This window comes from Synechococcus sp. PCC 7336, from assembly GCF_000332275.1.
Classification (GTDB): Bacteria; Cyanobacteriota; Cyanobacteriia; order Thermostichales; family PCC-7336; genus PCC-7336.
In genome coordinates this window covers 313,628-332,325 of sequence record NZ_CM001776.1, presented here as the reverse complement: position 1 = coordinate 332,325, position 18,698 = coordinate 313,628, and the positions used below count along the sequence as shown (strand labels likewise).

Sequence of the window (18,698 nt, the reverse complement as noted above, 5' to 3'; positions counted from 1 at the left end):
GACTAGGAAGAGGTGTTTTTCTCTAGAGGCTTGGGCGATAGGTTAAAGACGCGCTTGCCAGTGTCGATTAAGACTGAGAATGCCTTGCCTTTCGACAGAATACCCGCAATAACGATATAGCCCACGAGGACTAACAGCGGCTGAATCCCTGGGGATAGATTTAAATTCAACTGGATCGGATGGCTCATTCCGATAGCAGAACCGATGGAGACTGTGGGAATGACGACCGGTTTGAAGACTGTCACCTCACTCCAGCCAGTGGCTCGACAGGTTGCGAGCCAAAACCAAACGCTGGCCCCAATGCCCATCACTAGAGCCACTGACATCGCGACCCCTTGGATGCCGCCCAATCGCGCCCCAATGAAAAACGCGGGAATAGATAGGGGGACCAAAGCCCAATTGATCTTCGCATTCAGTTCGGGCCGGTCGATCGCATTCAACGTAGTGCCTAAAATTGACATGAAACCGCGTGTATAGGCAAAAATCAGCACGATCTGAAAGAGCAGCACAGCAGGGGTCCATTCGGCTCCATACAATTGGGGAATGAGCCAAGGGGCGATCGCATAGGCGACGCCGTAAACGGGAGCCGACAGCATGGCATAGAGTTCGAGCGATCGACAGACGTAATGTTGTCGATCCTGTCCCGTTTGTTGGGACAGCACAGAAAAACTGACGCGATTCACCTGAGACAGCACAAAGGTCGGCATCATCGCCAACTGATAGGCCAAGTTGTAGAAGCCCAGAGACTGTGCCCCCAACAGCCGACCCACAATCATGTTGTCACTGTTGGTATTGGTATAGACGGCGAGATTAATCCCAATCGAGCTGCCGATGTAGCTGCGCACGTTTCGGAAGGCTTCGGCATTGGGTAAAAGCTGATAGTCAAAGCGATATCCACTCAAGCTGCGACGCAAAATACTGCTGGTGGTTATTGAAGCCAGTTCTGCGGCGACAAAAGCCCATACCCCAGCTCCCGAGGCGGCCACAGCGATCGCCACGCCCATCCGTGCCAACCCCGCCACAGATTGAGATAGAGCTAACTCCCGAAACTTCATCTGGCGCTGCAACACGGCCCCATGTGCCCCAGCCCCAGCCCCAATCAGAAACGTGAAGGCTGCACAAGTGGCGAGCGGAAAAACGAGGGGCTGGTCAAAAAACAGGGAGAGGGGATAGCCGAGCGCGGATTGCAGCAGGAACATGAGGACAGAGAGGGAAACCCCCAAGCTGTAAACCGTATTGACCGTGGTTTTATCCGCGAGCCCCCTTTGGATGAGAACTCCCGCAACTGTGGCGTCCTTGAATAACCCCGCCAGAGCCGTAACCACCAGCACCATGCCCCAGATGCCAAAATCCTCCGGCATCAAGAGTCGGGCCAAAACGATCTGGGCCAGTAACTGCAAGCACTTGGCCAAGACAAAACTGGCGGTCAGCCACAGACTACTTTTGGCAATGTTTGCTGCGGTTGCCTTTGCCATTAGTCAAACCCCTCAGATTCGTACAGTCGGCTGTGGGGGATAGTGCTCTGGGCTAGCTCCCGACCGCGATCGCCCAATCTCTGACGCAGTTCGGGGCTTCTACAGAGGTGCAGCAAAGCTTCAACGCTAGCCTCGGGATCGTTCGGCTCGACCAAAAATCCAGTTTCGTTATGGATGACCGCATCCGCCACTCCACCCACTCGACTGGCGAGGACGGGTTTGCCGAAGTACCCGGCTTCGCGGTAGACAATGCCAAAACCTTCAATACTGGCTGCTTGGGTTTCAAAGAAGGTCAGCATGGCAAAAATATCGCTAGCGGCGTAGTATCCAGCAAGTTCGGCGTCGGGTACAAAACCAGCGAAATGAACGCGATCGCCGAGTTCCAATCGGTCTACCTGGCTGCGTAAATCGGCTTCCATCGATCCCCGACCGCAGAGGATGTAGTGAACGTCGATTCCGGCTGCCAGAAGCTGCGGCAGGAGTTCGACAACGCTGCCAAACCCCTTTCTGGGGATTAGCCGACCCACCGACAAAATCGCGATCGCGTCAGACGGAATTCCGTAGTGGCCCCGGATTTGCTGTCGCAGATCGGCGAGTTCTGCATCCCTTAGAGGAGGGCCAAATTTGTCTGTCCTCACAATGGGATGAATAACGTAGGTGGGAGTGGAAACTGGAGCGCATTCCCGCAGGTAATTCGAGGTGAATGCACTGTTACACACTAGGCCGCTAGCCCGCTCTAAAGTGTGGGCAAACAGCAACTTCAGCCCCGCATGGCGTAGGGGACACAGGAGATCGTTGCCGTGCAGGTAGACGAAATATCGAACCGGCAGGAGATATCCCAGCAGGAGCAGGGAGGGAAAATCGAACCCGTGTGCCCATTCAATGTAGCGATAGCGATAGCGGAAAAACAGCAGGAGTCCCAGCAGCAGCGCTCCCAGCATCGAAAACACTTGCGCGAGCAGACTGCCGAATTGACCCGTCGATCTCAACCAGGCTGGCATGGGCCAGCGATGCACGCTAAAGGGCTGTTGGCGATCGAACTCGCTGTCTCCCGGACAACTGGCAGCCAGCACCACAATGCGACCGGGATCTTGCAGGCAGCGGTTGTAGACATACTCTTCGATGCCCCCTTCCTTCGGTAAAAAGGTGCGAGTGACGACCAAAATGTCTGGGGTGGCAGTGCGATCGCCTCTGGTGGTAGTCGATTGGACGGAGTTAGAGACTGGCACGGACGTTCAATTGGGGGGTAAGGGTTTGCACGATAGATAGAAATTTTGCTCCAGTTCGATCCCAGTCATAGTTGGGGAGCAGTTGCTGGCGACCGGCGCGTCCCAGACGAGCGCGCAAATCGGGGCGATCGATCAGCTTTTGCAATGCTTCGGCCAAAGCCTGTGAATTTTGAGGGGGAACCAATAACCCCGTTTCGCCATCCCGCACCAGTTCTGGCAAGGCGGTGACGTTGGTGGCCACAATCGGCAGACCGTAGTGCATGGCCTCTAGCAAGACGATGCCAAAGCCTTCTTTGTAGGATGGCAGAACAAACAGATCGGATTGCTGATAGAGCTGATGGAGGGTGTTGTCGTCCGTTCTGCCGTGGAAGATGACGGCATTAGCCAAACCCGCGCTCTCCACTCGCGATCGCAATTTGCGGTAGTACCGGGCATCTTTATCGGTTTTGCCTGCAATATGGAGGACGTAGTTTTGACGATCGATCGTGGCAAAGGCTTCCACTAACTCCAAAATTCCTTTGCGAGGAATGCAGTGGGCGACACATAAAATGGCCGGGTTTTCCAACTGCAATGGTTGAGAGGGATTGTCAGAATTTACTACTTTCTGCTCCAGTCCGGGGGGAAGAATGGTAATGTTTTGCGCTGGAAAACCGAGGGACTCGATTTCCCGTTGGGAATATTGGCTATTGGTAATCATCTGGGAGGCCCAGATCAGTTTTAGCCGTTCGGCCAGGGCACGGCAGGTTTTCCCGAGTGAGGCTGGGGCGCTGCTGTCATAGCGATCGAAATGATGCACAATCGCAAGACTCTGGCCCCGATGCCAGCAGCGATGAATGGCGTTCATCCCCACTAGATATCCAGCAAAATATTGGTCGAAGACTAACAGGCGATCGCCTCGACCGAAGGCCAGAACGGCCAGACAAAGGGCGATCGCAATATTCCCCAGCAGCGGAATCCAGGTGAGTTTAAACAGGTAGCGAAGCTTGTGGAGGTTGATATACTCCACTGCCAAACCCGACTGCTTCAGGTAGGTGTACACCTTGTGGTTATAGAATTCCCCCCCTGTTTTGGGCGGGATATCGCCAGCGAGAAACGTGACCTTTGGCATGGGTGATGGTCTGGATTGAAGGTGAATGGGAAAGACAATGCGGTGGGCTCAGACCTAGCCAGAGGCGTTGAAGTTCCGAGTGGCATTGTGGGCGAAGTCAGGGGGATGGTTGGTGTCTGTGTCGGACGAGCGCGAGACTAAACCTGTCAACTCCATGACGCCTTTGGCATATTGAGTCACCTGGCAATGTTGTGCGATCCATGCTTGTCCGATTTGGAGTCGTCGATCGGTCTCGGCTGGAGAGGTTCTGAGACTCAAAATTCGATCTGCCACCCCTCGGGGATCGTCGGGGCTCGCGGTCCATGCCGGGGCAAAGTTATTCAGAATTTCGGCAATTCCGCCCGTATTGCTGCCGATCGCCGGTACGCCACTGGCGATCGCCTCCACCACCGTGCGTCCGAAGGGTTCGCGGGGGGCAAGGGCGACCACTGCTTCGGCAAAGGGAAAGTAGCACTCGATATCGAAGACGGAGGGCAAAAGGGTCAAGCAATCTGCGACGCCTTGCTGTCGGGAGATCGCCTCTAGGTCTCGCGTATAGCTGCCATCGTTCGAGCCGTCATCGCCAATCACCACACTGTGATAGCGTTCTCCTCGCGCTTTTAAAGCTGCCAGTACCGGCATCAGCGCCCGCAAGTTTTTGTCGTTGACAATGCCAGGTTTGTTGAGGCGAGAGGGGGTGAGCAAGATGGGAGTTCCCGAGTCTAGCAATGGTCTGAGGGCATCTGGGGGAAGGCGATCGCGGCGGGGGCTAAATCGGTCTGTATCGACGGGCTGATATAAAATTCCGCGAATCTCTCGCATAAAATTTTGGCGAATGTGACTGGCGGTGAAGTGAGAGTTGCAGATTGCTCCTGGTGAAAGACAGGTAAACGCCAGCTTGCGAGCCCAGTTGCCCAGCCGGTTGTAGGAGAGTGCTAAATCGTGAAAGAAGTGGAACACGGGCCGTCGATGCAGGTGTAGGAAAAGCGATTCTCGGATCAGGATGGGCGGGTAATCGCGCCAAACGCAGTTATCCAATAGCAAAGGCCAGGAGTGGGGCTGTTGGTGAACCCACTGCATCGCCATTCGCAGAAAGGATGCTCCCGAGCCAGTCGCGACCAGCGGTTGCAAGCAGTCCGCATGACCGGCGGCGACCAGATAGCGTTCCTGTAGCGACCCCAGACGGGTCGCAACCCTCAGTCGATCTCCCAGGCCCAACTGCTTAAAGCCCTCGATCAGCAGGGATAAGCTCACGGTCATGCCCCCCAACGAGTGAGTATAGGGGGAGACGATCAGGAGCTTGCGGTGGGTCGTTGAGACTGGAGAGGCCGAGAGTTTGGCGGAGAGACCGAGCATGGCTACCCCACCTCCTTGCGAGTGGGTGGTGCCGATCGCTTGCGGTTTTGGGGTTCCTCTCCCGTCAGCTTGTAGCGCAAATAATGGCGCGGTCCCAAGCCCATCACGAGTTTTCCTTGTTCCGGGACAAGAGCACAGGTGCCTCGTCGCAGCAGTCGCTCCAGAGTATCTTTGGTAGCTTGACCGAGGGCCAAGCTTTCGCTGAGGGTGAGGCGCAAAATTTTAGCAAAATCGGCGAGCGATCCCCGCCCTCGCTGTGCCGCTAAATAGCTGAGATAGTCTGCATCTCGCCCAATGTCGAAACGGTCGCGCAGTCCTGTCAGCTCGGCCGCGCGATTGATGCAGTCTCGCGAATCTTGGCGTTGTTCGATTAAATAATCGATGTTGTTGGATTTGGCGCGGCGGTTGTTGCCATGTTGCCGTCGGTACATGAGTGGGTCTGCGATCGCCCCCACTTCGCCGAAAAACGGCACGGTGGCAGTCAAGTAAGTATCGGCGGCTTTGGGGCGGGCGGGGATAGGCGCAACGGTTTCGAGCACCCAGCGCCGATAGGAGAGTGCGGACGTGACCGCCCAGGCATAGCGCCCGTATTGCAAGAGCAACGAGCGCACATCGCCCCGATTGAAGAACGTGGGATCTCGACCCATCTTGCCGCCATCTTTATCTACGGTGACTCGCCCGTGGGACAACTGCACCCACTCGGGATGCCGAGCGAATGCCTCCACAACCCGAGCGACTTTTTGGGGATGGAAATAATCGTCGGCATCGAGCAAACAAATAATGTCTCCGCGCGATCGCTCGATTCCGGCAGTAAATGCCGGACCCTGGCCGGAATTGTCTTGAAAAATCGCGGTGAGGCGATCGCCGTAGGAGGCGATCGCCTGGCGGGAGCCATCCACCGAACCGTCGTCTACTACGATTAACTCGACGTGGGGATAGGTTTGGGCTAGGACGCTGTCGATCGCTTGACCGATGTATTGTCCGTAGTTGTAGTTGCTAATCATGACACTGACCAGCACATTGGCAGCCACTGGGGCGGGGACTGGGATGGGGAATTCAGCCTGCATCACTTCACCTCACACCTGCAATTGCCTGCCGCAATGACCTCTCGCCCCAACTGGCAGGCGATCGCGACTCGATGTGGAACTACCATCGGTTGCGAGATCGCCCTCCCTCCCGACTAACAAGCCGTTCGGAATTAAGTGGCACCGGATTTGCAGACCTCAAGCATCCCAAGCTATCCCAACTGGGTTCTCGCGATCGCGATCGCAACCCCGAGACCGTCGCAGGCTGGAGCATTAAGACACACAGCAACACAATCGGCATGACTGGCATCTCTAACTCCATCACTACAAAGGTCAGGCTGAGCAACACTAGCGTTGGCAAGACACAAATTGGGCGGCTGGCACGAGTGCGGTACAGCCATGCCAGCAACGATATCCAGAAGGTTGCAAAAATAGTGGCTCCGAACAATCCTGCTCGATACAGCAGCGTTCCTAGTAAAAAACTATGGGAGCCAACCCTAGCGGGGTCGTATCCCCTCAATACAGTCTCCCCTGAGACTGTGTGGCCGAAGAGCAAAGTTAGATCGGGCGCATTAGCAATCGCATTCCAAGTCTGGCGATAAATCTCTAGACGTACCTCTGTCGAATCTCCCCGAAAATCTGCTGTTGCCGTCGCTGTCCCAGATAATGCCTCCATCACTTGCCCAGTCACATCGGGAAAGGCCAACAAGCCCAAACTGAGGGCGGCGGCGATCGCGCAGAACACCCCCGGCCCCAACACCCGTTTCGTCACGAACAGGTAGCGGATTGCCAAAGCAATCGGCAGTGCCACCAACACCGAGCGAGTGCCGCTGAGCAACAGGATAAAAATGGCCGTGCCAAACAGCGAGATCGACCAAAGGCGAGGCTTGAGATCGAGAGCCAAACAACTGAAAAACCCCGCCACTAACGCTAATGCCTCCGGCCCCGGCAGGAAGAAAATATATCGCACCATGCCGGGAATGAGAGATTCGTCGTAGGGAAAGTAGGACAGCAGGTAGTTGCTATTGCCAGCCCCTGGCACGTACCTCAAACTCTTGCCTGTCAAAAAGCCGTAGAGCGAACGCGGTGGAGCATAGCCCCCCTGATGCAAGCCGAAGTAAATGACAGCCCAGAATGCCAGCATCGCGATCGCCACCACCGAGCAAGCCCAAGCCACCACCTGCCAGCGCACGCGAATGTGCTTGCTCTGGATGTACCAGAAGAGGATGGCAAATCCAAACCAACTGTTCAGGACTGTCAGGACGGAATTGGGACTGAACGAGCTACCCGTCAGTTGGTTGTAGAAAAAACGATTGACGAGTACGTAACAGCCAAAAACCAGAGCTGAGAGGACGATGGTGCTGGGTCGCCGCCAACGCAGTTTGCCGTTGCGCTTGAGGTCCAGTCCCACTAACGTCATTGCCAGCAGAATCAAAAGATGCTTCCACCCCCACAGCCACCACAGCGGAATCAGGACAATCGCCCCGCAGGTGACCCGCTCGGCTGGGGTTAATGCTTTCCACCGCAGCCAGACAAACGAAAATAAGCCGCGATCGGCAACCGTCGAAGGGGCGATTTTAGCGATTTCGGTTGGAGCAACTGACGAGTTCACGAGGCTGCCTCCGTTAGCTTGGGCCGATACAGGTAGTAATTGGCTGGGTTCGCCAGCTTTCCGTTCACGACGATGCCGAGAATGCGGGCTCCGTGACGTTGCAGTTGCTCGATAGAGTTGCAGAACGGGTCGCGGTTACTCGTCCCCGGTCGCACCACCATAAGTACGTTGCCGATTGCTCGTGCCATCAGCGTTGCCTCACTCGTGAGCCCCACAGGCGCACTATCGACAAGCACGTAGTCGTAATTGCCCGTTGCCCGAGCCTGTTGCACGTATTCGGCAAACCCTCCTCGTGCCAAAAACTTGGCCGTATCGCTTCCCAGCGGCAAACTCGGGACCAAGTCAATGCCAGGCTTGACTGGCACTGTCACAACATTGGTATCGACCAAACTGCTGGCTTCCGTCCGATTGGAGGTTTGCCAAGCACATCCCAGCTTTTGGCTCAGCTCCCCTTTATGGAAATCCCCATCCACTAACAGCACCCGAAACCCGAGACTGGATAGTGCTGTTGCTAACCCCAACACCGTTGTTGTTTTCCCCTCTCCAGCAGTTGCACTCGCCACCATCAAATACCGACGATCGAGCGGCAAAGCCTCGATATCTGAGGCTAACCACTGATATTCGCGCATCGGCTCCAGCAGCGGCACGTCTGGGTTGCCGATTAGGGCATCCCACTGGGGAACTGTTTCCAGAACGGGGATATCGATGGTCTCGATATCGCGGGGTGCCAATAGAGGGTTGCGCCCTTCCATTAGGAGGACGATCGCAGCACTGCCCAGCCCGGAAGCCAGCAATCCGCCCATAGCCATGACTCGACGGGAGGGACCTGCGGGCTTGCTGTCTGCATAGGGATGCTCCAGCACCTGGACGATGGGATAGGTACTGAAGGCGCTCAGCTTCGTTTCTTCCACCTGGGCGATGAGGCCGTTGTAGACCCCCTCGGCAACAGCAAATTGCTGGCGCAGCTCTGCCAGACGAGCTTGGTTAACCGGTAGGGTACTGAGGCTTTGATTGAGGCGATCGATTTGCTGTTGCAGGAGATCGGCTTGCTGCTGTTGAGCCACTGCTTCGCTGTCTGCCAAGACGAGAGCTTGCAACAACTCGGTAGCATCTCCAGCGGCGAGCAGGTCGAGCTCGCCGCTGTTGCCTTCCCCTGCGAGATAGACCGCCAGTTGAGCTAGCAAGCCGGTGCGTTCTCGCTCCAACGCTTTGATGTGGGGAGAGTCTGCCAAAAAACGACCTTTGAGTTCTGTCAGGCTGGTTTCTACCTCTCCCAATCGAGTGCGAGCCAATTGAAAGCTGGGATTATCGTTAAGCCGCAGCAATTGGATCGCGCGATCGGGGTTGAGGCCCAAGCGGCCAGATAGCGACTGAGCCCGGGCTACACTGGCTCGAGCTTCGGCTAACACCTCTGCCCGAGAGGTCGTCAGAGTGGCGATCGCCGCTACAATTTCTTGAGTTTGCCCTTCACTGTCAACTAAATTGGACGATTCTTGAAAGTCAACTAAATTGAGCTGAGCCTCTTTCAGTTGGGCTTCGGCCTGCAGCAGTGAAGCTTGCAGCAGTTGAACCCGCTGCTCGGCATCTTGCTCCCGCAAGTCTTGCAATCGTGCTTGAAAGGTCGCCATCAGTAGATTGGCTCGCTCTAGGGCCAGCTCGACACTCGACCCCTCGACGCCGATGGAAATCACAGTCGATTCGGACTGCGGCGACACCTCGAACAGATCGCGATAGGTTTTCAAGCGAGGATAGTCCTCCTGTTCGGGATCGCTGTCCCTGACTCGGCTGAGGGTGTCGTTGCTCGTGATGATGGCAGACAGCGTATTGAGGGGATTCAGCTGTTGGGAGAAGCTCAATCCCTCTTGGTTGAGATCCCCCAGTGTTCCTAAGTTGGCGCTGAGATCGGCACTGGACTGAGGCACAATCAACTCTGCCCGAGCCAGCCAAAATCGAGGGGTGGCCAGGATATTGTAGGCAGTAATCCCAAACAGGACAGTATTGAGGGCCAACAGTGGCTTCCAATGTCTTAGGGTTGCAGCAACCAATCCGTTCATCTAGAACAATCTCCTCCTGTTGACTTGCGATCGGGGGCGAGAGCTAAGAATAAGCCCGAATCAAGTGGTCTGCCAACAGCGGTCCGTGCAGAAAGTCTTTGTCCGCTGGTGGAGGTGGGGAGACCACGGCTGCCGCTAGCTGTTCCAGGTTGACGCACATCCTGACGCCAAATTTCTCGACGCGCTGGGCAAACCATAATTGGTGGTTGTCTACATGCTCTCCGTATTCAGCCAACCTGGGCAGAAGCACAAAGCTCGCCCCTTGTTTAGCTAGCATAAATGCAGATCCTTGACCCGCATGAGAAATGACCAATTGCGATCGCCGTACAGTTTCGACAAAGCGATCGGGCGGTAGAGTTGCCTCGACCGAAATCTGCGGGTGGCGTGCCAAAGCTTTGGCAAGTTTGCTGTTGCCATATTGGATCGTGAGGCGATCGCGAGCTAGTATCCCCCGATCGTGAAGTTCTTCCAGCCATTGGATTGCCCGATTGAAAGGGTAAGGGCTAGTCCCGAGCGTGACAAAGATCATCCCCATAAACCCCACAAGATTAAGCTCAACAAATATAAGCTGAGCCCCAGCAACATTCAGGCACTATAGACTCTGCCATTAATTAACAGGTTTAAACGAAGAAACTGATTTTGAAAAATTCCAAACATATATCTTAATAATCCCTTAACCTAATGGAGAACTTCTTGTTTTGAATCAACTTACGATCGTGGTGGCTGGTTACTTGACTATGCCCCTTCCCTTGCAGGACTCTTTCAGACTCAGGGAAATCGATTCAGACATGGCTATTTGATACTCAGCATATTAGTATTGGTGTTAAATTTTAAATAAAATAGAAACTTTTTATATACGGAAGTTAGTTTTTGCAATGCTAATAAACCGCATCCATGTTGAGACCTGGAGTTTTCAGGCGTTGCACTCGGCCCCCTAAATCCCCCACCAGTGGGGGACTTGTGAGAGGTATTGGCTTCGTTCTACAACTTTAATGACCGCTGATTCGCCGGTTCATCTTCCTCGTCTCCAAACCCCAGCTAGCACTGTCGCCAAGTCCCCCAGAATGGGGGATTTAGGGGGCGAATACAGCGATCGACAGCGCTAGTGAGAGGGACTAATAGATGTCTCATCAAAACTACAGGTTTCAGACTAGACTCGGTTTAACTCAAAAGAATTGCGTAACACCAACGAATTGTGTATGCCCAATTCAATCCACATTTTGGGCAAATTTAGGATCGCCGGCCCCTGCTTCTCCATGCGTCGACGGCAGCTCAGACGACATATCCCTTAAACTGTGCTTTTGAATATCTTTGGCACAACTCAGGATCCTGAACGTAAAATTCATGAGATAGCAGGTAAACTAACTTGCCAGTCAAGCTGATTTCTTGACTGCGGGAAATACTTTCAACATAGACAAACCGAATGCCCAGCAACTTCGCACAAATTGCAAAGCCAACCGCGATGCTAGCTCCAGTGGAGACGATAACCGCTGGCTGTTCTTGCCGCAGAATTCGATACACTTGGGGCAAATTGTGCAAAAAGCTCTGCCAATCTCGGGGAGCTTGGTAGGGTAACCACCGAACAACCTCTCCTGAACTTTTTAAGCTTTCGGTGTCTGTCTTCAGGTCTGTAACCCAGACCCGCTCGTGCCCGCTCCAAAACTCTTTCAGTCGAGACATGGTTGAAAAATGACCGCCAGATGTACATGCTAGTAATAACTTCATGGCCTGTACCGCTCTCTAAAACATGTTGGAACATCCTCGAAGTTTGCAATAGAAGCTAGATAGATATTGGCCCATCACAACTATCCACCCCTAAACGCAAAAGCAAGCAACTTCGAAGGAATTACAAGTCGATTGAGCCAAAGGCTATGAATGACGTACTTTGTATATTCCTAGCACCAGAAGTCATTGCCTACACAAGGCCAGACAACCTGAAACCTCTTTGAGAAGAAGATATTACACAAACCCAGCCTTAAACAGGCTTGAGTTTAGTGAGGGGTTGTTTACTTGAATTGGAAGAATTCTAGTACAAATATGAATGCTTGTAAACTCTTTTTTCGTACAACCCGAATATTTCCGTACGTACAGAGTACGTACTCTGTTGGGAAAAGTTTTCAGTGAACTGTTCGTGTGCTTGCCTGTTTGCCATCTTGTATAAAATGACCGGGCTTTACTCCTCGGGCCTGTCTGAATAAAACGCGACTTCGACTTGCTGAGGCGATCGAGCAACTGTGCTGGCTAGGGCCGCTCGCAGTTGGGGCAGATCGTTGACAGCGGCATCTCTTTGTAAACACCTAACCCGTCAAAAAATAGCGTGACGTTGTTATCGGTGGCAGACCAAGGCCCATCCCTGCCGCTCCCCATATACATGCCGAGCTTCCAAGCCGGTTTGACGATGGGAGCGTCCCACCAAGTTCGAAAGTCGCGGACTTCGCTCACCAGTTTCCCCGCAATCCACCACCGTAAAGACCCTGAGTTGTCTGCATCCCAGACAATTTGCACGATGTGTCTGTCCCATCCTCCTCGCGCAGAGGGAATCCCTCGAATATCGATACAGTCGTCTTCTCCTTCCTCCACATTCCGCACTCGGAACCTCAGGCGGTATTGATAGTCGCTCCATTTCAATTCGGGGCCGATTGCGCCATTACCGCAATAGCGATCGGGATCCTGTTTGGGGCAGGTTTGGGCGGGGTCGCTACTCCAGCAGGGCCACTGAGACACGATCGCCCAATTGCCGCCATCGCGATCGTGGCGGAAGTCGCCAAACTGGTCGGGGATATAGAGGGAAAAGGTGTAGGTGTAGACTTTGCCGAGTTCGATCCGATCGCGATCGCGATAGGGCATCACAAACCCTTCCCCGCGATTGTCAGAGCGGGACCAGCGTTTGCCGTCGATTTCGGTTAAGCCGCAGGAATTGAGGGAAACCTTACCAACCCGATTGTTCGGGTCTGCACCATCAGGTGTTGGGACAATTGTCATACCGTCTCGAGCGGTTTGGCAGCCCTCTGTGTAGTTGCCAATATTCCAATCGCGAGCCAGCCAGTCAGACCCTGCTTGAAAATCAACTGAGATGGAGGCTGAGGTTGCCGGACAGGCGATGAGTAATAACAACAGGAGTAGGCTTGCCAGCGAGCTGGTGAATGGGGATAGGCGTTTTACGGGAAGTGTAAAGGCGCTCGGGCTCGCTATTCGACGGGCAAGCATCGAGAGTCTTTTCAAGGCGATCTCCAGGCGATCGAGGCACATCTAGAGAGCCATCGCCACGTCGGGATACTTCTCTAAATAGCGCTGTACGGAAGCCAAATCCTTGTCGCCGCGACCGGAACAGTTGAGCACAATTTTGGCGTCTGCGTCCAACTGCGGCGCGAGTGTTTCCAGATAGGCGATCGCGTGGGCTGTCTCTAGTGCCGGGATAATGCCCTCTAACTTAGAGGTGAGCAAAACCGCTCGCACCGCTTCGCGATCGGTGGCACTATAATATTCTGCCCGCCCAATATCTTTGAGATAGCTGTGCTCGGGACCGACGCCCGGATAATCTAACCCCGCACTGATGGAATGCGCCTCGCGCACTTGGCCGTCGTCGTCCTGCAACAGATAGCTCATCGCCCCGTGCAGCACTCCCACCTGTCCGCGAGTGAGCGTCGCTGCGTGATGGGCTGTATCTGCACCTTCTCCTGCTGCCTCAATCCCAATAATGCGGACTGACGGTTCGTCAATGAAGTCATTAAAGAGCCCGATCGCGTTCGAGCCCCCCCCCACGCAGGCCAGCAATACATCCGGCAAGCCCCCCCATTTCTCCAAGCACTGCTGCCGGGTTTCGCGACCGATGCAATCGTGGAACTCCCGCACCATCATCGGATAGGGATGCGGCCCCGCCACAGACCCAATGATGTAGTGGGTGGTTTCGACATTGGTGACCCAATCGCGGATGGCTTCAGAAGTGGCTTCTTTGAGGGTGCGAGTTCCCGCATCCACCGGGCGCACCTCGGCCCCCAGCAGTTGCATCCGCTGCACGTTGGGAGCTTGTCGCTCGATGTCGAGGCGACCCATATAGATAATGCATTCCAAGCCAAACCGCGCGCAGACGGTTGCAGTCGCCACGCCGTGCTGGCCCGCCCCCGTTTCGGCAATGATGCGGCGCTTGCCCATGCGCAAGGCCAACAGCACTTGCCCCAGGGCATTGTTAATTTTGTGGGCTCCCGTGTGGTTGAGATCTTCGCGCTTGAAATAGATTTGAGCGCCGCCATAGTGCTGGGTTAGACGCTCGGCAAAATACAGCGGGCTGGGACGACCCACATAATCCTTCAGCAATCCGTCCAGTTCTGCTTGGAATTGGGCGTCTTGGCGATATTGGCGAAAGGCAGCTTCTAACTCCGTTAGGGCACTCATCAGCGTTTCGGGCACATATTTGCCACCAAACTGGCCGAAACGGCCTCGCCGGTCGGGGCGGGCTTCGATCGCGCTGGCAGTGGAAGGCGATTGAGGTGCAATGGGGGTTTGCGTCACAGGATAGAAAAGGCGAAGAACTGCCCCCCAATTATAAGCTGACTGGCCAACACTCCCAGCGGAGGAACCGCAACTAAAGTAGAGGCAACGATAGAGCATCAGGAATTTCGCAATGAGATTCGAGAGGTAGGGCAACTAATCGCGAGTAACGCCCGCGCGATTAGTTGAGCTGAACTGTCTCGAACAGTCCTGGCGATCTAACGCTGGTTTCAGACCGCAAGCGATCGCGCTGGTTGCTTATGGGCTCTCTCGGGGCGATAAGAAGTCGCTCAACCTAGCTGTAAAGGCCAGACAACGATCGCCCCGACGGTATGGGGCCTTTAGACAAACGAGAACGCCGAACTTTGCAGTTGGAGACCCGCCCCTCCTGCAATCGTGGCAATCAACTCGTCGCCACCACCGATCGCCCCATCCCGATCGCGATCGAGGAGCAAAACCACATCGGCGGCATTCGCACTCGACTGACCGAGCAAGTAGTCGCTTGCATTTCCATGCAGTTGAATCGTGTCTTCTCCAACAATGAAATCCGCAATCGTTGCGAAGTCGTCCTGGCCACTGGAACTGTAGAAAGTCCCACCGTTATTCCCCAAGACAAATAAGTCATTGCCAAAACCGCCGAGCAGAGTATCCCACTCGCCAGCCCCTCTGTTACCGCCTGTCCCCTGCAACGTATCGCTGCCATTACCGCCATTGAGGAGGTCGTTACCACTTCCCCCAATCAGCAAATCGAAGTCACTGCCCCCAATGAGCGTGTCGGCTCCATTGCCGCCGCGTATAGTATCGTCGCCGTCATTCCCTTCGAGTAAGTCTGCCTTCTCTCCTCCCCTGAGCAGATCGTTGCCGCTTCCCCCCAAGAGAGTATCGGAACCACTGTTACCCAACAACGTATCGTTGTCCTCATTGCCTTCCAGCAGATCGTTGCCGTCAGCACCTGTGAGTTGGTCGTTACCGGTGCCGCCCGCGAGGGTATCCTCGCCACCTTCCCCCAAAAGTGTGTCTCGGCCTTCGCCACCGGCGAGCAGATCGTTGCCATCTCCTCCTTTGAGTCGGTCGTCACTACCGCCGCCATCGAGAGTGTCTCGGCCAGCGCCACCCAAGAGCGTGTCAGTGCCAACTTCACCCAAAAGGCTGTCACTATCACTCCCTCCTTCAAGGCGATCGCTGCCATTGCCCCCTTCGAGCGTATCGCTACCACTGCCGCCGACGAGGGTATCGTTGTCATTGCCCCCTTGGAGAACGTCGTTGCCATCATCGCCATTGAGGCGATCGCTGCCATCAGCCCCCAAGATCGTATCGTTGCCCAAGCCGCCAGATAAGTTATCGGCTCCTGCCGTTCCGGTGAACGTATTATCGTTGCGCAGGTCGTTCGGCAGAGCTGTAATGCTGGCTTGGATATTGTCAAATTGGTTTTGAAAGTCTGCGATTTGGCTCGGGGACAGGGTGAAAATATCGAAGCGGTTGATGGTCTCAAGCAACTGGTCCAGTCTCAGAGCCTGGTTGTTCAACTCCGGGAGCAGGAGGGTACTGAGACTGGTCTCCAAGGGGGGAATGCTGGCTTGGAGTTGCGCGATCGCGCTGAGGAGCGGATCGACTGGACTGCGGGGAGTGACTTCCAGTGTGTCGCCATCGACAACGGCATCGGTGAACTCCAGTTGTTCGACGTTAATGAGGACGTCATTGGTGCCGCTCAGGGAAAGGCTAGAGCCCACTCGTTCGATCTCTCCTGCTTGGGCGACATTGAAGTCGAAGACGGCGATATCGAAGCCGTCGCCGCCGTCGATGGTATCGCTGCCACTACCACCGGTGAGAATATCGTCCCCACCGCCGCCAAAAATGCGATCGCCGCCAGATTGACCGTCGATCTCATTCGCAGAATTGTTGCCCGTGATGGTGTCGTTACCCGCACCGGCACTGATATCTGTATCGCCGAGACCCAGTTGGAGCACGTCATCGCCAGCGCTCGGGCTACCGATGCCACCTCCAGAGGTCACGGTAAAGGCAATTTCAGTGGTGCCGATGCCAAAAGTTTCTTGAAATTCTGCCGAAAAGGTCACTTCGGCGAAGATGCGGTTTTCGGCATCGAGCGAGACATCCAGGTTTTCGAGATTGCCTGTAGCGGTGATGGCGACGGCGTTCTCGCTAATCGTGCTGGTGTCGTTGGGGTCAGTGCTGGGAGCGGAAGGATCGATTTGGTCGAGGATTTCGCGATTGCCCTCTGCGTCTTCTCGAACAATTTGAATGAGTTCGATGTCTTCGAGGCTGATTTCCCCTTGGTTGAGGGCGGCAGTTAAATCAGAAGGGTCCGTGAGGAGAACGGCACCGGGGTCAATGATTTGGAGGGCACTGAGACTAGCTCCCGTTCCCACACCGAAAGCGCGGACGTCGGCAACCGACTGCAGGGCAGAACTAGCTCCCGAGCCGAAGCCGTCTGAGAGGAAAAAGGCGATGTTGGTGCCGGTATCGGGAACGCTATTGAAAAAGTCCAAGCCTTCGGAGATGGCTACCCCAAAGTTTGTACTGCCGCCAGAGGTGAAGCTGTTGACGATCGCGATGGCTTGCTCTGCCGAGTCCGTAATACTGGTGCTGGCAAAAGAATTGAATTCGATAACCGCAAATTGACTGATATCCGCAATTCCTGTCGCAATCAAGTCGTTAGTTAAGGTTGTAAAGGTTTGTTGAATGGTGGATAAAATACCGCCACCGGTGCTGCCGGAGGTATCGATAATGTAGGCGAAGTTGAATTGCGTGCTGGGGTCTAGAGCGGAGATTTCGAAGCTGTAGTCGACATCGCCATCCAGGGTGAAGCTGGGCAGGGTGAAGTTCAGAGTGCCGATGTCTTCCCCTTCGCTGCTGAAGAGGGTTTCGCTGAGGCTGCTTTCGGGGCCATCTTCGAGGGGGAGCTGGAAGATGCGACCATCATTTGCACCTAATTCAAGGAATTCGATGCCTTGGAGAGTATCGGTACCGAAAGGTTCGCTCGAAATGGTGAACGTACCGTCTTCATTTTCAGTAATTTCGAGGTCTTCGAGACCGAGGTTGAAGAAAGCAGTATCGTCGCCGTCACCTCCGAGCAAAATATCGTCGCCAATGCCGCCTTCGAGTCTGTCGTTACCTGTATGACCAATCAGCAAATTATTGGCATCATTGCCAATCAAGTTGTCTCCCGCTTCACTACCGATCGCATTTTCAATATTCACAAAGCGATCGTCCGCAGCCTGTCCCCCTGACCCCGTACCTAGCTGGAGATCGACCGTCACTCCTGCGGTGCTTCGCAGAAAGCTAACGGTATCCTCACCACTGCCACCGTCGTGAAAATCTTCTCCCAGCCCGCCAATAAACAGGTCATTTCCACTTCCCCCCCTCAAAGTATCGTTACCGACACTTACCCCAGGCTCGTCAATGCTTCCAAAGATCAAGTCATCCGTACCGTCATAAATACGGTTATTTCGGTTTTCAGCGGCAACGCGATCCACTGTGAAAGCTGCCACTTCAGCAGGTTGATTAGCGCCTGCGATGCCTTGTGCGGACGCAGCAACAAATACCCCCTCCAATGCCGATGGCGTTAATAAGGAGTTGCCAGGAGATACAATACTGAGGGCTTGCTGGATGCCTTCTGGGAGAGTGCCGAAGTTTTCGATTAGAACGTCTCTAGCAAGCTCAAATTCCTCTTGAGTTGTCAGAACATTACCGATTTCTATTCCTGTCAGCCTGCTATTGAGAGCAGCAATATCGTCATTTGCTATCCTTATTGCTGCACTTAATGTGGCTTCGTAAAGGCTGATGCGTTCCTCATGTTTATTGAACGTTCTGAATACTTTGAGTGCATCAGTTTCGGAAGGTCGGAAGTCTGGATCTGGATTGGAAACTGCGTAAAGACCAAATACTTCTGACTCAATATATCTACGCCTTGCCTCTCCAAGATCTAAGCTAGGATTTGTATTGTAGCGAATTTCGTAAAAAGCTTCAGCCCGATCGCCGTTAGTAAAAGCTGCTGGTAGTCCTTGACCAGTCAGCGTAGTTTGCGCATTAAAGGCGAGTGAAACTAAAGCTGCACGCTCTAACGAATTGCTTATTCCAGAAAAAGCAGAAAGTGAGTCCACAAAAGTTTCGTCAATCGTCTCAACCCTATCTTCAAAAGCAGCAATGGATGTTGCTATGTCGGGGAATTCAAACGCCATTAGCCTTTCATTGGAGGGAATCCCCATATTTGCTAACACCATCTCATTGCCTGCACGCGTCACTAGGACAGCATTTAAATCATTGATTAATGTAGGAAGCTGGCTTGATAAAAATGGTTGAGGGTTAATACTACTACCATTATCAAGAATCCCTTCTATCATCGATGCAAAAA

Annotated in this window: 12 protein-coding genes; all 12 read right to left on the bottom strand. The window is 54.2% G+C overall.

Annotation, left to right across the window (positions count from 1 at the left end):
- Window positions 1-2 precede the first annotated feature (2 nt).
- The 12 genes from SYN7336_RS01640 to SYN7336_RS01585 all read right to left on the bottom strand — a co-directional run bounded on the left by SYN7336_RS01640 (window position 3) and on the right by SYN7336_RS01585 (window position 18,567).
- Complete coding sequence (locus SYN7336_RS01640) at window positions 3-1,475, bottom strand: oligosaccharide flippase family protein (RefSeq protein WP_017324174.1); 1,473 nt, start codon at window positions 1,473-1,475, stop codon at window positions 3-5.
- The gene (locus SYN7336_RS01635; protein WP_017324173.1) at window positions 1,475-2,704 is read right to left on the bottom strand and encodes a glycosyltransferase family 4 protein; all 1,230 of its coding nucleotides are present in this window, start codon (window positions 2,702-2,704) and stop codon (window positions 1,475-1,477) included. Before SYN7336_RS01635 ends, SYN7336_RS01640 begins: the two co-directional genes overlap by 1 nt.
- A complete protein-coding gene (locus tag SYN7336_RS01630; protein ID WP_017324172.1) occupies window positions 2,691-3,812 on the bottom strand; it encodes a glycosyltransferase family 4 protein in 1,122 nt (373 codons plus the stop codon). Before SYN7336_RS01630 ends, SYN7336_RS01635 begins: the two co-directional genes overlap by 14 nt.
- Before the next feature lie 54 nt (window positions 3,813-3,866).
- Window positions 3,867-5,147: a glycosyltransferase family 4 protein gene (locus SYN7336_RS01625; protein WP_017324171.1), complete on the bottom strand. Its 1,281-nt coding sequence runs from the start codon at window positions 5,145-5,147 to the stop codon at window positions 3,867-3,869.
- Window positions 5,148-5,149: 2 nt separating this feature from the next.
- On the bottom strand, window positions 5,150-6,214 hold the full coding sequence (locus tag SYN7336_RS01620) for a glycosyltransferase (RefSeq protein WP_017324170.1): 1,065 nt from the start codon (window positions 6,212-6,214) through the stop codon (window positions 5,150-5,152).
- Between the two features lie 79 nt (window positions 6,215-6,293).
- Window positions 6,294-7,784: an O-antigen ligase family protein gene (locus SYN7336_RS01615; RefSeq protein WP_017324169.1), complete on the bottom strand. Its 1,491-nt coding sequence runs from the start codon at window positions 7,782-7,784 to the stop codon at window positions 6,294-6,296.
- Entirely contained in the window at window positions 7,781-9,838 is a 2,058-nt protein-coding gene (locus SYN7336_RS01610; RefSeq protein ID WP_017324168.1) for a tyrosine-protein kinase domain-containing protein, read from the bottom strand. The genes SYN7336_RS01615 and SYN7336_RS01610 overlap by 4 nt, the downstream gene beginning before the upstream one ends.
- Before the next feature lie 43 nt (window positions 9,839-9,881).
- The gene (locus SYN7336_RS01605; protein ID WP_083885629.1) at window positions 9,882-10,373 is read right to left on the bottom strand and encodes a glycosyltransferase; all 492 of its coding nucleotides are present in this window, start codon (window positions 10,371-10,373) and stop codon (window positions 9,882-9,884) included.
- A gap of 737 nt (window positions 10,374-11,110) precedes the next feature.
- Window positions 11,111-11,563 (bottom strand): PssD/Cps14F family polysaccharide biosynthesis glycosyltransferase, encoded by a 453-nt coding sequence (pssD, locus tag SYN7336_RS01600; RefSeq protein ID WP_026100599.1) that lies wholly within the window; start codon window positions 11,561-11,563, stop codon window positions 11,111-11,113.
- Between the two features lie 516 nt (window positions 11,564-12,079).
- Complete coding sequence (locus tag SYN7336_RS01595; protein ID WP_162139074.1) at window positions 12,080-13,060, bottom strand: heparin lyase I family protein; 981 nt, start codon at window positions 13,058-13,060, stop codon at window positions 12,080-12,082.
- 27 nt (window positions 13,061-13,087) lie between these two features.
- Window positions 13,088-14,347 carry a tryptophan synthase subunit beta gene (gene trpB / locus SYN7336_RS01590; RefSeq protein WP_026100598.1) on the bottom strand — a complete coding sequence of 420 codons (1,260 nt, stop codon included), beginning with the start codon at window positions 14,345-14,347 and terminating at the stop codon, window positions 13,088-13,090.
- A 320-nt stretch (window positions 14,348-14,667) separates the two neighbouring features.
- Complete coding sequence (locus tag SYN7336_RS01585) at window positions 14,668-18,567, bottom strand: hypothetical protein (RefSeq protein ID WP_038025667.1); 3,900 nt, start codon at window positions 18,565-18,567, stop codon at window positions 14,668-14,670.
- Window positions 18,568-18,698: the final 131 nt, after the last annotated feature.

What these genes read in the sequence shown, in the direction of transcription:
- SYN7336_RS01640 (WP_017324174.1), bottom strand. Translation starts at nt 1,475, where the DNA reads ATGGCAAAGGCAACCGCAGCAAACATTGCCAAAAGTAGTCTGTGGCTG.
- SYN7336_RS01630 (WP_017324172.1), bottom strand. Translation starts at nt 3,812, where the DNA reads ATGCCAAAGGTCACGTTTCTCGCTGGCGATATCCCGCCCAAAACAGGG.
- SYN7336_RS01625 (WP_017324171.1), bottom strand. Translation starts at nt 5,147, where the DNA reads ATGCTCGGTCTCTCCGCCAAACTCTCGGCCTCTCCAGTCTCAACGACC.
- SYN7336_RS01620 (WP_017324170.1), bottom strand. Translation starts at nt 6,214, where the DNA reads ATGCAGGCTGAATTCCCCATCCCAGTCCCCGCCCCAGTGGCTGCCAAT.
- SYN7336_RS01610 (WP_017324168.1), bottom strand. Translation starts at nt 9,838, where the DNA reads ATGAACGGATTGGTTGCTGCAACCCTAAGACATTGGAAGCCACTGTTG.
- SYN7336_RS01605 (WP_083885629.1), bottom strand. Translation starts at nt 10,373, where the DNA reads ATGGGGATGATCTTTGTCACGCTCGGGACTAGCCCTTACCCTTTCAAT.
- pssD (WP_026100599.1), bottom strand. Translation starts at nt 11,563, where the DNA reads ATGAAGTTATTACTAGCATGTACATCTGGCGGTCATTTTTCAACCATG.
- SYN7336_RS01585 (WP_038025667.1), bottom strand. Translation starts at nt 18,567, where the DNA reads ATGGTGTTAGCAAATATGGGGATTCCCTCCAATGAAAGGCTAATGGCG.